The sequence below is a fragment of the Pontibacter sp. 13R65 genome (assembly GCF_047525655.1).
Lineage (GTDB): Bacteria > Bacteroidota > Bacteroidia > Cytophagales > Hymenobacteraceae > Pontibacter.
Map to the genome: position 1 here is coordinate 269,446 of NZ_JBLIQL010000005.1, position 14,930 is coordinate 284,375.

Here is a 14,930-nt window from a genome sequence, read left to right on the forward strand (position 1 = left end):
CCTATTTTATTATTTCAATCCAGCCCTTATACTCTCTGGAGGATGGGCCGCTTTTGATATAATAATAATAAATTCCAGCTGCAACATTAGAAGGCGACCAGGTATTTTTGTAATTATTATCTTTATAAATGGTTTTGCCCCAGCGATTGAAGATTTCAAGCCGGACATTTTTCATTTCAATGCCCTGTATGCTAAACAAATTGTTCAACCCATCACCATTTGGAGTAATGATGTTCGGTATTACCGGGCAATCCTCCGCTAGCACTTCCATATGATGACGATACACACAGTCGTCCACTGTTATGTCTACCCAAAAGGTTCCAGTTTCAGACACTTGTATACTCGAAGCTTGTGAGCCGTTGCTCCACTGATATTTAGCAAAACCAGCTGGTGCAGTTAGGGTAGCCTGACCTCCTGCGCACAAACTTACTCCTTTACTTAGTTCTATGGCAGGCAGTAGTCGTTCCTCAACGGTAAAGGTATCTGTTACGGCACAAATACCTGAATAAACCGTTGCCCAATATTTTCCAGGTGCTGAAATGTTAAGTATTTTCCCTTGGTGCCCTGTATTCCATACTGGCAAGAGGTCTGTTTCTGCTATCAGCTCCATACTGCTACCCCTGCAAATCGATTCAGGACCCCTGATAGACAGCTGCCCTCCGGCGGCACCTGGCACAATAAATTCTCTTGAGAACCCATCTGTTTTAATGTAGGCCGCTCTTGCTTCAACGGTGGTGGGAAGCCTGTTCCAAGAAAAAAATTCGTTGTTCATTCTGGAATATGTTTCGGCACTGCAAAATTTATTATCAGACGAATAATTAATGTTATAGTTATCTGCTTTGTGCAAAGCCGTAAACACGCCAAAATAGTCGCTTACTGGTTGAGAATTTGGAATACCTGCAATGCTGTTTGGCCTTGCCTCGACTTGGTATATGTGAACTCCGGCAGTACGTGAATTAATGCCTACAGAATCTACCCAAAACCTGCTGCCATCTTCAGCCTTATATTCTAGTTGTTGCCCCTGCCAACTGCCTGTGGGGTAGAGGTGAACGCTTTTGTCTCCTATTGCTGCCCCAGAAGTGACCCAGTCAGTAGCAGGGTTTATGTTCCGAAAAGTACCATGCATGCTATAGCTACTAAAGTCATGTACTGTATTTCCTGAGGAAACATCCATCTTATAATAAGCTACCAAGCCAGGTGAATCACCTGGGATCGATCTGCACATGTTTTCCCTGATCTGCTCAACTGTCAAAGCTTTGTTCCAAACCCGTATTTCGTCTAAGGAACCTTGATATTGCTGACTATTCAGCAGGTAGTCCTTTCCTATGGCGAGTGCAGACCTGTTTTTTAATATAGCCGGTTATAAGTTCACTCTCAAATACTCCATCTACATAAATCTGCCAGGTTCCGTTATTGCAAACTCCAGCTAAGTGATGCCAGTTATTATCATTTATGCTTTTCTGAGAGTAACCGGATTCTCTATAAATTCCAACTCCATCACTACCATTAAAGGCTGCCTTCCCATTCTGGATAATGAGGTGGTATCCATGTTCACCCAGCGATCATATTTTCCTACTACCCAATGATATTTATAGGAGGTGTTTTTAACCCAAGCCTCCACTGTTACACTATGAGTTACACCTCTATCGTTTGTACTAAATTCTACAAAGTCGTCTATGCCGTCAAGGCGTAGTGCATTACCAGGGCCCTGAGCACTACTGTAGAAACTCAAAAATAAAAAGGCGAAAGTGGTAAGTAGCAGTCGAACTACCAATTTTATAAGTCATATATTTATTATTATAAATATATGACTTATAATTGATTTTGAAGCATAAATCCTTTTATTAATTCTATTGCCAATTCACTGCTTTTGCCATCCTTTGCTGTACCTATGGTCGCATTGTAGTATTTAGCTCTTAAATATACAGAGGGCCTATTCTGCAGGTGCTGCTGCAGAAGGAGCAGAAGAGCTTCGGTAGTTGCAACGGCATCTACCAAACCATTTTCGACAAATCCATAATAGTCTTGTAATTGCTCCTTGGGATTCAAGTTAAAATAGATGGACCAAACATTTAAAAGTACTGCCTCTAAGTGAATTCCGGAATTGGCACTTATTTGCACATCAATTTTTCGAAGATAATCGAAAGCTGCTTCAGTAAGTGAAGGAGAGATAGAGACAAGCGGAGAAATTTGTTTTAGGAAGTTAAAATCCCGCTGGTCTCTTGGGTGTGGCCTTACCACCAAGTGCACTTCTGGTAAAGCAGCAGTAATTCGGTTAACCAATGCCTCCAGTTCACTTGTATGATCCATCAGGTTGCTTCCTATTCCAATAGTCCGGATAACGTTACTTTGGTTCCTATGAGCAACATAAGCATCTGCTTTAGGCATGCCAATAAGATCAACCTTGCCGTTGATAGAACCGCAGCGTTTGTATTTGTTTAAGGAATCCTCACCTTCAAGCAGATTTAGGTCAAATTCAAGAGGAGGAAAATTCGGGCTGACACTGGCATGCTGAATATAAACTGTTTTGATGCCCGCTTTTTTTGCTGCTAAAAGCATGGCTCTCGCATCAGGGTTATGGTCATTAGCAAATACTATACACTTCGGGCTATAGTACTCTAACTTATTCAGGTATACTTCATAAAATCCAACCGCATCAAATAATATATCGAAAAAGCGGTAGGTGTTTTTACTTTTGTATTTGGCAAATCTTAAGAGGAGTGGTACAAATTTATAGTAATACAGAATTTTGCGCCTCAATGAAATACGAGCCACAGAATAATTGTACTTACCTAACGATTTGTTTTGGCCTGCCACTAAAACGGCATCAGGTAAAGCATCTGCTAAAAAACTGAGGCTATCGCCGTTGTTCTGGCTGACCACATATAACCAGATTTTTCCTTTTAATTTTTCTGGCTGCTCCACTGATTTGAACAGGTTTCCGAACAATCTGACAACAGTATAGCCCTTTATCTTTAAAAGCCGCATCACTAAATTTGTTGGTGACACGGCTCTTTTAGCACTTTCAGGCAATTGATAAAAGCTGTCTGTAAAGTAGAGATAGAGGATGTTACTGTAAAGCTTGAACCACTGCTTCATTTGTTATACCATTTCCCAACTTAGAGGAGTTCCTGCTTTTATTGCAGTCTTTGCTTTCTTACCTAATAGTTGCTCAAAATGCTTTGGTGCCAATCCTAAACCAGGACGAATGATACGGATGTTATCATATGTGAGCTGCTCATCTGGGGCAATGTCTCGGGCTGCATAAATGGATCGTTTAAAGAGTCTGCTTTTTTCTTCTGCCCGCTGCACCCCGTATTGCACCTGGCCCAATGCCAAAAAAGCTCGTTCAGATTCTATAACAAGTGATTTTAGCTCCGAGGGCTCCAGCGAGAAGGCCGCATCTACACCGCCATCTGCACGGGTAAGTGTAAAATGCTTTTCTATTACCGTAGCACCAAGTGCCACAGCAGCCACAGCGGCTCCTATGCCCATGGTGTGGTCTGATAAACCAACCTGCACTTGATACAGGTCGCGCATATGAGGAATAGTTCTGATATTCGTGTTTTCGGGCGAAGCAGGGTAAGTGCTTGTGCACTTCAGAAGGATCAAGTCTTTACAGCCTGCCTTTCTCAAAACGCGTACGCCCTCATCAACTTCTGATACTGTGGCAGCACCTGTACTCATTATAACAGGCTTGCCAGTAGCTGCTACCTTGCGGAGCAAGGGGTGATCAGTGTTTTCGAAGGAGGCTATTTTATAAATTGGAGCACCCAGTGTTTCCAGAAAATCAACGGCTGTTTCGTCAAAGGGGGAGGAGAAGGCTATGAGGCCCCGTTCTTTTGCTCTGTCGAATATAGGCTGATGCCACTCCCAAGGGGTGTAAGCTTCTTGGTAGAGTTCATATAGCTCGCGACCTTTCCAGAGGGAGCCTTCATCGTCTATGGTAAAAGCTCCAGGAAGCGTCATGGTATCGGCTGTATATGTTTGGAGTTTTATAGCATCAGCGCCTGCATCAGCAGCGGCATCTACAATGGCAAGGGCCCGCTCCAATGACTGGTTATGATTGCCTGACATTTCAGCTATAATGAATGGTTTTTGTGTAGGGCCTACCATTCGGGAAGCTATCCTAATTTCGTTTGTCATTTAAATTCAAGAGTTGAAAGTCTGTTTTGTTTGCAGTACAAATCTGTGTGCATGTGGGTATTTAGGATCAGGAGCGGCATATTCAAAACCAGCTTTTTCAAAAGCTCTGACAGAGGCCTGATTGTCTTTTTGTACCAGTCCTTCTATGTTGGTAATAGTTGGTCGTTGTTCCAGTAATTTTTTTATTCCTTTTAACAATACACTATGTCCCAGGCCCTTTCCTCTAAACTCCCTACTAATCATGTAACTAACAACACCTATTGTTTCCGCTACTTCAAACCGTATATGCGCGGCTGCTACTCCATTTACTTCAGCAATATACAAATAGGCATCTTTTTGTTTAAGTTTTAGATTAAACCAAGTTTTATGACCTTCTAATGGTATAGGTTTGCTGTTAAAGGAGCGACGCCGAACTTCTGGATCGTTTGACCAATCAAAAATCACCAGCATGTCCTCTTCCATAACATTCCGTAAAGTCACCTGTGATATCATGGCAAGTGTTTCCATCACTTGTAGTATCCTGTCACCACTACGACCATCAAAAGTTTGTCGCTGTAGCGCAACTTTGGTCTCAAAACTAGTCATTAGCCAAGCTTCAGATATAATTTGAGGAAGCATATTTATGTCAGATGCAAGACCGCTATTTATCAAATAGTTATATAAACCTTTCTGATTACCAGCGGTCTGCTTAATGAATAATAAACCTCCTACTGCAGCATATTCGTAGGCTATTCCACTGGCAGATGTAACAGCTATGGCACATAACTTCATGATCTTACACATGGCATCTGCCGATAAATTATGGTGCAACTCCACCTGCGACTTGTCTTGCAGCCATTCCTCAAGCTCCGGTCTAAAAAGATAGGCGCTGCCAACTACAAGGTGTAGGTGCCCAATGCCTGGAACTTTATATAACCTCTTTGCTACCTGCAGCGTAAAATTTTGTGGATCAGCCCCACCAAAGTTTAGTAGTACATGCAGTTGTGGAACAGGAAAAGGGCGACTCTCTTTCGAAGCTACCAGAAATGGAGGGCGAAGTAAGGCAAAATTGGGTCCCAGCAGCAACCGGGTGTAAGAAGCAGTGTTATAGACGTTCGCTAATATACCACCTGCCTGATTTAGGACAACATCTGCAACATAAGGAAAAGCACATGTATCGTCAATGCAAAGCAGGGCACAGTTTTTACTTTTTAAAGTTTTTTGATAGTTGGTTTCAAAGTGATAGCCGTCCAACACTACTACATCAGTAGATCTTAAGACATGCTCTGTTAAAAAACGCGCTTCATGGAGTAAGTTATTTTCTGAAGGAAGATTAATCAAAGTAGCGCCTACTGCTTTAATTTGTTCTTGCAACGAAGCATCAGGTTGCTGTATGGCAAAAAACACCTTAAACTTGTCCTGAAGCATTTGTGCCAGCGCCAAACACCTTATTACATGACCTAAGCCAATCTGGCTGCTACCATCTGCTCTAATTATTATTCTTTGGCTATTAGTCACGGCTGTTTTTTAAAAGGATATAGTTTGCACTCGAATCCATTCCTGCCTGTTGTAGTAAACGAGCAGCATCTGCCAATTCATCTTGCTCAGAGTTATAAATTTTTTTCTGATTATTTGAGGCGTTAATTTGGGCGAGCCATGGCCAATTTTGTAAGATAGCCTTTAGTGTTTGAATTGAGAAGGAAGTAAAATCTGCTTGTACTTTTTCAAACAGAAGGCTTATCATGGCATAGTCGCTCGGGTAATCTATTGTAAGTCGCAGGTGCTTTAATTCAGTCGGAACAGAGTCTGACATATTGATAAGCTGAATAGGCCGATTGCTTTTAGCGCTATACATAAACGGGGTTACATGTTCCCTTTCAAATGGTGCCTTTGCCAACTGATGCGCCTGCTGTAGGGCTTTATAGGAAAAGGCTTCCACATTTGTGCCTAAGGGCAATCCTTCTGTGCGTGTATAAGCTGCCTCTGTTTTTAAATGATGTTCAATGGCATAATCAATTACTTCTGCTGATACACAAGGATTATCGCCAGTTAAACGAACGATGGTAGACAAATCGTATGCAGACGCGGCTGCAAAGAAACGAGCAAGTACATCCTGCTCCTCCCCGCGATAATATACAATACCCTTTTTTTTGCAAAATTCAGCAATCTGATCATCGGCAGGGGCTGTGGTTGTGGCTACAATAATATGGTGAAGGTGGTAACTCATTTTTGCCCGACTAACCACATGTTCCAGTAGTGTTGGCCCGCCGCTAAAGGGTAACGGCAGCAACGCTTTTTGAGGAAGACGCTCAGATCCCAGCCTTACCTGGATAATAGCACCAATTGTTTCTTTTACCATATGGTCCAGCCTCCATCTATCAACAGATTCTGACCTGTAACAAAAGAAGAAGAATCGGAGGCAAAAAACACAAAGGCGCCTTTCAGTTCTTCTGGTTTTCCGATTCGGCCCATTGGGTTCTTCTTACTCAGCCTCTTTACAAAGCCCTTGTCTTGTTGTACCAGCTCGTTTGGAAAAGGTCCAGGGCTGACCACATTTACAGTGATGCCATGTGGTGCCAGGTAGCTGGCAAAATACTTTGTTAATTGTACAACACCTGCTTTTGCTGCACCATAGTGGGGTGGATTAAGCGAAGCAGGACTTTCTTCGTAAATTGTAAAATCAGGTGAAACTACACCGTACATCGAAGCAACATTTATAATGCGCCCGGCACCTTGCTTTTTCATATACGGAATTACTTCCCTGATGCACCGGTACACACTGTTCAGGTTTCCATCAATGCCTAAGGCCCACTGCTCATCTGTTAGATTTTCAGGGCTCTGACCAGCCGAATAGAAGGCATTATTGACTAGAATATCTATTTTACCCTCTACTTCCGCTACTCCAGCAATAGCGCCAAGTATACTTTCAGAAATAGAAATGTCACAGTACCTGAACTTTAGTTTGAGCAGCTCCTGGTCTGGAAAAACTAATTTAAATTTTTCTTCATTTCTTCCTAACACATACACGGTTGCTCCAGCTTCAGCCAGGCCCAGACTAATGGATTTGCCCAAGTGGCCATAGCCTCCTGTTACCAAGGCGGTTTTACCTTTAAGCGAAAAAAGAGTGTCTAAGGACCTTTGCATTAGAATTTCCAATTAAAAGGGAGCAAAATATCTTCGTCTTCTACAGTATACGGTGCTAATGCAGCAGCTGTCTCCTGTATTTGACTGGCAGGTAAGAAACCTTCCAGATTTTTCCTGAGTGATTCTAAACTATCTATGCCAATTACAAACTTATCGATGTTGGGCTGTGCTGCCACAAAGCTTAAAAGGAGGGTGTGCAACGGTATTTTCATTCGCCTTGCCATATGCTGCAGGCTAGCTATTTTGTCTTTAACTCCTGAAAAATGAATACCTAGCTCGCTGGGGTTCATAAAAAATAACCCCTGAAGGAAAATAGACCGCACATGCGTCTCAATCTGCTGATCTTTCAGCTTATCCAGTACTTGATCAAAGCGTCGGTCAAATAAGTTGTAAGGAAACTGAACCAACTGGCAAGGCACCAACTGATCTAAAATTTCCTGGACTTCCTTGGGGTGGTAGAGTGAAAAGCCTATAGACCCAATCAATCCTTCTTCCTGCAGTTTAAGCAACTCTTGCACCACCAAAGGAGTATTTTTGTAGATGCTAAAATGGTGCAGCAAGTAGCCTTCTAGCTTCTGTACGCCTAACTTTACCATCGATTTTTCTAGCTCCCGTCGAACTTCTCCAACTGATTTGACAGGCGGCAACTTTGAAATTATATTAAAAGAAAGTCCTGTTTCTCGCAAAGCAAAACCAATAGCTTCTTCGCTTTCTCCATAGGCTGCTGCTGTATCGAGGGTAGTTACTCCTTTTGCATGTGCATGGGTTAATATCTGACAAACCTCCTCTCTGGAAACCTGACCTTTGCTGTTACTTATGCCATAGTGCAGACCAAACTGCACAGTGCCCACTATCATTTTTTGACTAAGAGAAGGTAATGTCATGCTATTTCTGAAAAAACTCCTTCACTTTTTCAATTACAAAATCCTGCTCTTCATCCGATAGGGTGGGGTAAAGTGGCAGGCTTAAACATTGGCTGTAGTAGTGTTCTGCAACCGGGAAATCTCCTTTCTGGTAACCAAGCCTACGATAGTAAGGCATGGTATGAGCCGGAATATAATGGACCTGAGCAAAAATCTGGTGCTGTCGCAGGTAGTCGTACAAGCCTTTGCGATCTTGTATCTGGATGATGTACAAATGATAGGCATGGCCTGTGTCGCCAGCCAAACCTGTAGCGGATGCGGCTGTTTGCACCAGTTTGATCTCCGGTACCTCCCCAAAAGCCTGATCGTACCTGTGGGCTAGTTCCTTTCTGCGGAGGAGGCCTTCATCGGCGCGTTGCAATTGAGAGAGGCCAAGGGCGCACAAAATGTCAGAAATTCGGTAATTGTAACCTAGTTCCTGCATCTCCATATACCAGCCACCGTGGTTTTCTTGCAACAGGTCCGGGTCTTTTGTAATGCCGTGGGTGCGATAAAGTAGCAGTTTCCGGTACAGTGCTTCATCATTGGTCGTGACCATACCGCCCTCACCTGTGGCGATGTGTTTCACCGGATGGAAGGAGAAAATAGTTAGGTCGGCATATTTGCCATTGCCGCAGAGTTGCTTTTCCCCTTGGTCATCGTAAAAGTAGCCACCAGGGGCATGGCAGGCATCCTCTATAATCCACAGGCTATGCCGGTCGGCGAGCTCCCTAAGCTCTTGCAGCTGAACAGGGTTCCCTCCAAAATCAACAGGTATAATGCCGCTATAGTACCCTGGAGGTTTACTTTCGAGAAGGCGACGGATATGTTGGATATCCAGTAGGATAGTATCAGGATCCACATCAGCAAACTCAATGGAGCCGCCACAGTACAACACACAATTGGCTGAGGCCACAAACGTAATGGGCGTGGTTATAACGCGGGTGCCTTCTGTAACGCCTAAAGCCAGGCTGCATAAATGGAGTGCAGCTGTACCGTTGGCTACGGCCACCGCGTATCGGGCGCCAACATAGCTGGCAAAAGCCTCTTCGAAGGCAGCTACCTGCGGCCCCTGTGTCAGAAAATCAGACCGCATGGTTTCTACTACAGCGGCTATATCTGCCTCTGTAATATGCTGCCGTCCATAAGGTATAGGCTGCTGTAGCGGATGCTGGTCTTTCATTTCTTTAGGTGATGTTAAATTGAATATAAGGTAAAACCCGGGGAAGTAGCCTAGAAGGCTCTTATGTAATTTTTCGAATGAATTTGGCCTTCCTGAGCTATGTTAATATAAAACATCAAAAGGCCAAGAAAGCTTTCCCCTAGCCCATTGTGCTAACTTGTATTAGAAAAGCCGCGATGAAGTTAAGGAGCCGCTTATGGCTCTCCGCCAGTACCATTTAAACCGTAAAAGCCGGGTCGACGTGCTGGCGAATCTGGTCACGTAGCTGTTCTACTGTTAGCCACTCGTTGTTTGTGCCGGAATTATACTTAAAGCCCATTTCTACCATTTTGCCATCGTGTGCCTTCAAGAAATCCTCGGTTTTCCAGATAGGAGTGGAAGGAAGAATGACATAGTATTTGGCCAGTTCTACTGTGTTCAGGGAGTCCGTTTCAGTAATCATTTCCTCGTGAAGTTTCTCGCCTGGGCGGATGCCTACAATCTCTTGCGTACAGTTGGGGCCTATGGCTTCGGCAACTTCTGTAATGCGGTAAGAAGGGATTTTGGGTACAAAGATTTCTCCTCCCCAATGGTTCCCAAGCGCATGAAACACCAACTCAACGCCTTCTTCCAACGAAATGTTAAACCGTGTCATGTCGGGGTGGGTAATCGGCAAAACTCCTTCTTTTCGCTTGTTCAGAAAAAAAGGTACTACGGAGCCGCGTGAGCCAATTACATTTCCGTAGCGCACTACCGAAAAACGGATGTCTCGTTTCCCTCTCATGTTGTTGGCTGCCACAAATAGCTTATCGGAGCAGAGTTTGGTGGCACCATAGAGGTTGATAGGGGCAGCGGCTTTGTCGGTAGAGAGCGCCACCACTTCTTTTACGCCACAGTCTAGCGCAGCATTAATTACATTTTCTGCACCCAACACATTGGTCTTAATGCACTCTATAGGGTTATATTCTGCAGCAGGTACCTGCTTTAAGGCAGCAGCGTGTACAATAATGTCTATGCCTTCACAAGCCCGCTTAAAACGTTCTCCGTCGCGAACATCACCAATAAAGTACCGGATAGAAGGGTATTTACTGTGCGGGAATTTCTGCGACATCTCAAACTGCTTGAGCTCATCGCGGGAGTAAATTACCAGGCGCTTTACCTGCGGAAATTGCTTGTATACCATTTCCACAAACTTTTTCCCGAAGGAACCTGTGCCACCCGTTACCAGGATTGCTTTATGATTAAGGTCTAATGCCATTCTATAAAATAAATCTTAATACGTTTTGGTGCAAAAAGTCACCTTTAGGGGCTGCAAGTTACAGAATTTCCACTATTGTTAAGAAATGCCTGAAACGCTTATTTCCTGCAGCCTTCACTCACCTGTTCTTGCCGTCGAGCCATACCACCACCTGTAATACTACCTAACAAATTATTCCAATAAAATGAGCCTTCCGGAGGTAAAAAAGACATATTTTCCATAAAATGCTCTAGCCCTTTCGCTAACTCTGGTGCTACCGTCTAGCTTAATATCTTGAAACTGGTAAAGATGCCGGAGCCGGTTAATCTACCAAGTCTCTAATGACACCGGCAAGCTGCTCGGTAAGGTAGCGCCTGGAGTAGCGGGTGTGGTTTATTAGTGGCAGGTCGAGGTTGGGATTTAAAAGCCAGGCTTTGCTCATTTGCGTCATGTGGTCCAGCATGAGTTCATAGGCTGTGTAATGGAACAACCGGCCTGCACCGCATTCATCAATAATGCGATCGGTGTCGGAATGAACAGGGCCAAGGCAAACAATAGGTTTGTTCGACGCCAGGTACTCGAACAGTTTGCCGGGTACGTTTGCGAAGACATGGGGCACATCGGCTATGGCCAGTAAGAGAATAGTGCTCTCCATAAGGTATTGTATGGCTCTAGTGTGCGGTACATGCGGTACAAACTCGGTGATGCCAATTAAGCCCGCCTTTTCTATCCGCGTGCGCACACCTTCCGATACCTTCCCCACAAAACGTAACTTATAATTTATTTCATGGTGCACCGACCGCAGGTGGGCCAGCACCTTCAGAAATACGTCTATGTTGTAGGTTTCGGTAATGGTGCCGGTGTAGGTAATCAGGAAGGAATCTTTCGGTGAAGCCGAGGGGTATATAAAGTCATCGTCATCGTATCCATTCGGAATAACATGAATTTTGTCTGGATCGATGCCAATCGGCTTGTTCAGGAAAAGGCGCTTGGTATCTTCGCTGGTAACAATTACAGCATCTGCCTGCTCCAGCACCTGCCGCTCGTATTTCTGGTCGAGGCGCTTGGCCAGGGCAGTGTGGTAGAGTTGGTCGTAGTAGTGTATGTTTGTCCAGGGGTCACGCAAGTCCGCAATCCATTTTATGTTATGCTTTTTCCGCAGCTCCAGACCAATAAGTTGGGTCGAATGTGGCGGACTAGTGGTTAGAATGGCGCTATATTGCCCACGCTGCAGCAATTCCTCTGCCTTCCGAAGGGCGTGCTTGTTCCATCCAACCCGCGCATCGGGTATAAAGAGATTGCCCCGCACAAACTTAAACACTTTATCGAGTAAAGAAACTTTTCCTTGCTGATTGGCAAAGCCACTATATGGAATTTCTTTTTTCCCTGATAGCTTTTTGTAATACTCAAATGGCTCAGAGGTAGCGGTGCGGTGCACCTCCAGTTCCTGAGGCACTTCATTCAAAAAAGTTTCGTCTAGCAGGGGGTAAGAGGCCTGTTTCTCATCTACGGTAAGCACAGTAGGCCAAATGCCAGCCTGCGGAAAATATTTCACAAACTTAAGGCCTCGTTGCACACCTGGTCCGCCGGAAGGAGGCCAGTAGTAGGAGAGGAAGAGCAGTTGTAGTTGGTCCTGTGATTTCAATTTTAAGCCTGATAATCTTAGTTTCTGGTTTGTAAAGATATTCTGCCGGTTAAAGCCTCTTTCGTCTCTATTAGCTGTGCTCACATAAGGTTAGGCAGAAACAAGTAAATGTTTATTCGGAACTTTCGTTGCTGTAGCTTCATGAGCTGCCATGCGAGCCATTTTTCATCGTTAAATAGCCAATAATCCTATTTTAGAAGGAAGTTTTAAGGCTGTACGAATTCTTAGGCATACTGTCTGAACCCGGAATTACAGAAATTTAAAGTTACTATATTTTTTAATGATTGTAAAAGTGCAGCAGAAGACTGTAAAAAGAGGTTGGTACTCCTGGCTAAACCAGACAATAGGCATAATTACAGCTTCTTATTCCTACAAGGGCTGGTCTTCCATTAACTTCCTTAACGCTTCGAAGGAGTTATAAGGACCAGTGGTTGCCACCGTATTGACCACCCAGGCAGGTAAAGAGCCTCCTGGGTTCACTCCAAAAACATATTCAGCTATTAAAGTGGTGTCTGTCAGTGGCGAAATTTTCCAGGATGAACTAGAGTACGGGACCCTCACTTTTCCTTTCTGATGGGGCATGTAATCGTCAAGGCTTTTGGATTGAATGTAAGTTTGCTTAGTGGCCGGGTCCTTCTTTACGGTTAGCTGCAGCACCATATCGCGGTCGCTCACAGGCCAGGGTAAATCGGCTACATTGTAGTAAATAACGGAACTATTATCGATTTTCTTGAGCAGCCTGCTTTCTTTAATGCCATAAACCCAGTTTTTAAGATTGTTCACGTCCATGATAATGGCTACTAATTGCTCCGGTGTACCCTGCAGTTCCGAAACCACTTTGATTTCTTTCAGTTTCTCATGAGCAAGCTTTCGGGTGTATATTTTTATGCCATTTTCATCTTTTTTCAGTTCCCAGTTATCCTGGGCTACTAACTCATTGGTAATAATAAGCTGTAATAACAGCACAGCTAACAAAAATACTTTTCTCATTTGCCAACTTAATTAAATAGTAAGTAGTTAGGGTAGCATAAACATTCAACGCTAATGCTAGTACGAAAATTTAGGCAAAACTATGTTCCTTCCACTATTTAAACCCAGTTACTCAGGGGCCTGTTGATTTTAAACAGCAGGAAGATAAGTTCATAAGGCAGGAGCTAACGCGTCAACGCCAGGCAAAAATCAATTTTCGTTTAAACTTTTGACGACAAACCACCAAGCTTTGGCTGGCACCAGTATCATATAAAAAGAAAAATCCTTATTTTTGTAGGTAAATCCAGAAAAAGAGATGTTTGATAATTTAAGTAACAAGTTAGACCGCGCCTTCAAAACCCTGAAAGGCCAGGGAAGCATTACCGAAATCAACGTTGCGCAGACCATAAAAGAGGTACGCCGTGCCCTGGTAGATGCTGACGTAAACTATAAAGTTGCCAAAACGGTCACCGATAAAATTAAAGATGAGGCCATGGGCCGCGATGTATTAATCGCTGTGTCACCGGGCCAACTCATGGTTAAAATCGTGTTCGAGGAGCTGACAGCCTTGATGGGTGGAGAAAAGCAGGACATCAACATCAAAGGCGATCCGGCCATCGTGCTGATTGCAGGGTTACAGGGTTCTGGTAAAACTACTTTTACAGGCAAGCTGGCCAGCTTTCTTAAAAAGCAAAACCGCAATGTACTGGTTGCTGCCTGCGACGTGTATCGCCCGGCTGCGATTAACCAGCTGCAGGTGCTGGCAGAGCAGGTAGGTGTAGAGGCCTATACCGAACTGGATAATAAAAACCCAGTTCAGATTGCGCTGAATGCCATTGAACACGCCAAAAAGACAAATAAGAAAATCGTCATTATCGATACTGCAGGTCGTTTGGCCGTGGACGAGGCGATGATGAATGAAATTGCCGAGATCAAACGTGCCGTAAAGCCAACCGAGACCTTGTTTGTGGTAGACTCCATGACTGGCCAGGATGCGGTGAATACAGCAAAGACTTTTAACGACCGCATCAACTTCGATGGCGTGGTACTTACCAAGCTCGACGGTGACTCCCGCGGTGGTGCAGCCCTTTCTATTCGGTCTGTAGTAGAGAAGCCGATTAAGTTTATCTCTACCGGTGAGAAGATGGAGGCGTTGGACCTGTTCTACCCGGACAGAATGGCGCAGCGTATTCTGGGCATGGGCGACGTGATCTCTCTGGTGGAGCGTGCACAGCAAGCCTTCGACGAAGACGAGGCAAAACGTATCAACAAGAAGATCCGCAAAAACCAGTTCAACTTCGACGACTTTCTTACGCAGCTGGAGCAAATCAAGAAGATGGGCGATATCAAGGACCTGGTAGGCATGATACCTGGTGTAGGCAAAGCATTGAAAGATGTAGAGATAGATGAAAACGCCTTTAAGCCTATCGAAGCCATTATCAAATCCATGACTCCATACGAGCGCGAGAACCCAGATGTAATTTCGGGTAGTCGTCGTGCCCGTATAGCTAAAGGTAGTGGCACCGATATTCAGCAGGTAAACAACCTGATGAAGCAGTTTAACGACATGCGCAAAATGATGCGTTCTATGAACAAAATGGCAGGCAAACCAGGTGGTCTGGCAAACCTTGCCAAAATGATGGGCAAGTAATTTGTAACTCCATCGTTTTTAATAGTAGCAGGGGCTGCATCACATATGGTGCAGCCCCTGCTGTTTTTGGGCTTGACAAGATTTATTTTAGTAAA

14 protein-coding genes are annotated in these 14,930 nt (G+C 44.2%); 1 reads left to right on the top strand and 13 read right to left on the bottom strand.

The genetic code is table 11. The features are described from left to right. Window position 1: 1 nt before the first annotated feature. The 13 genes from ACMA1I_RS08880 to ACMA1I_RS08940 form a co-directional block, all read right to left on the bottom strand. Complete coding sequence (locus tag ACMA1I_RS08880; protein WP_337067955.1) at window positions 2-1,225, bottom strand: gliding motility-associated C-terminal domain-containing protein; 1,224 nt, start codon at window positions 1,223-1,225, stop codon at window positions 2-4. A gap of 76 nt (window positions 1,226-1,301) precedes the next feature. Further along, window positions 1,302-1,559, bottom strand: a complete 258-nt coding sequence (locus ACMA1I_RS08885) for a LamG-like jellyroll fold domain-containing protein (protein ID WP_414703889.1) — start codon at window positions 1,557-1,559, stop codon at window positions 1,302-1,304. After that, complete coding sequence (locus ACMA1I_RS08890) at window positions 1,451-1,732, bottom strand: hypothetical protein (protein ID WP_337067956.1); 282 nt, start codon at window positions 1,730-1,732, stop codon at window positions 1,451-1,453. The genes ACMA1I_RS08885 and ACMA1I_RS08890 overlap by 109 nt, the downstream gene beginning before the upstream one ends. A gap of 80 nt (window positions 1,733-1,812) precedes the next feature. Further along, window positions 1,813-3,099, bottom strand: a complete 1,287-nt coding sequence (locus tag ACMA1I_RS08895) for a hypothetical protein (protein WP_337067957.1) — start codon at window positions 3,097-3,099, stop codon at window positions 1,813-1,815. 3 nt (window positions 3,100-3,102) lie between these two features. Beyond that, window positions 3,103-4,146 (bottom strand): pseudaminic acid synthase, encoded by a 1,044-nt coding sequence (gene pseI, locus ACMA1I_RS08900; protein WP_337067958.1) that lies wholly within the window; start codon window positions 4,144-4,146, stop codon window positions 3,103-3,105. Window positions 4,147-4,152: 6 nt separating this feature from the next. After that, window positions 4,153-5,643, bottom strand: coding sequence for a UDP-2,4-diacetamido-2,4,6-trideoxy-beta-L-altropyranose hydrolase (pseG, locus tag ACMA1I_RS08905; protein ID WP_337067959.1), 1,491 nt, complete (start codon window positions 5,641-5,643; stop codon window positions 4,153-4,155). Continuing rightward, window positions 5,636-6,484 (bottom strand): glycosyltransferase family protein, encoded by an 849-nt coding sequence (locus tag ACMA1I_RS08910; RefSeq protein ID WP_337067960.1) that lies wholly within the window; start codon window positions 6,482-6,484, stop codon window positions 5,636-5,638. Before ACMA1I_RS08910 ends, pseG begins: the two co-directional genes overlap by 8 nt. Then, a complete protein-coding gene (locus ACMA1I_RS08915) occupies window positions 6,478-7,269 on the bottom strand; it encodes an SDR family NAD(P)-dependent oxidoreductase (RefSeq protein WP_337067961.1) in 792 nt (263 codons plus the stop codon). The genes ACMA1I_RS08910 and ACMA1I_RS08915 overlap by 7 nt, the downstream gene beginning before the upstream one ends. Continuing rightward, window positions 7,269-8,153 carry an aldo/keto reductase gene (locus tag ACMA1I_RS08920; protein WP_337067962.1) on the bottom strand — a complete coding sequence of 295 codons (885 nt, stop codon included), beginning with the start codon at window positions 8,151-8,153 and terminating at the stop codon, window positions 7,269-7,271. The genes ACMA1I_RS08915 and ACMA1I_RS08920 overlap by 1 nt, the downstream gene beginning before the upstream one ends. 1 nt (window position 8,154) lies before the next feature. Next, window positions 8,155-9,354 (bottom strand): UDP-4-amino-4,6-dideoxy-N-acetyl-beta-L-altrosamine transaminase, encoded by a 1,200-nt coding sequence (gene pseC, locus ACMA1I_RS08925; protein ID WP_337067963.1) that lies wholly within the window; start codon window positions 9,352-9,354, stop codon window positions 8,155-8,157. A 217-nt stretch (window positions 9,355-9,571) separates the two neighbouring features. Next, window positions 9,572-10,591: a UDP-N-acetylglucosamine 4,6-dehydratase (inverting) gene (pseB, locus tag ACMA1I_RS08930; protein WP_337067964.1), complete on the bottom strand. Its 1,020-nt coding sequence runs from the start codon at window positions 10,589-10,591 to the stop codon at window positions 9,572-9,574. A gap of 301 nt (window positions 10,592-10,892) precedes the next feature. Then, window positions 10,893-12,299: a glycosyltransferase family 4 protein gene (locus ACMA1I_RS08935; protein WP_337067965.1), complete on the bottom strand. Its 1,407-nt coding sequence runs from the start codon at window positions 12,297-12,299 to the stop codon at window positions 10,893-10,895. 285 nt (window positions 12,300-12,584) lie between these two features. Then, window positions 12,585-13,205 (bottom strand): START domain-containing protein, encoded by a 621-nt coding sequence (locus ACMA1I_RS08940; RefSeq protein ID WP_337067966.1) that lies wholly within the window; start codon window positions 13,203-13,205, stop codon window positions 12,585-12,587. Between the two features lie 295 nt (window positions 13,206-13,500). On the opposite strand from ACMA1I_RS08940, the gene ffh reads away from it, so the two are divergent. Further along, a complete protein-coding gene (gene ffh / locus ACMA1I_RS08945) occupies window positions 13,501-14,835 on the top strand; it encodes a signal recognition particle protein (protein ID WP_337067967.1) in 1,335 nt (444 codons plus the stop codon). Window positions 14,836-14,930: the final 95 nt, after the last annotated feature.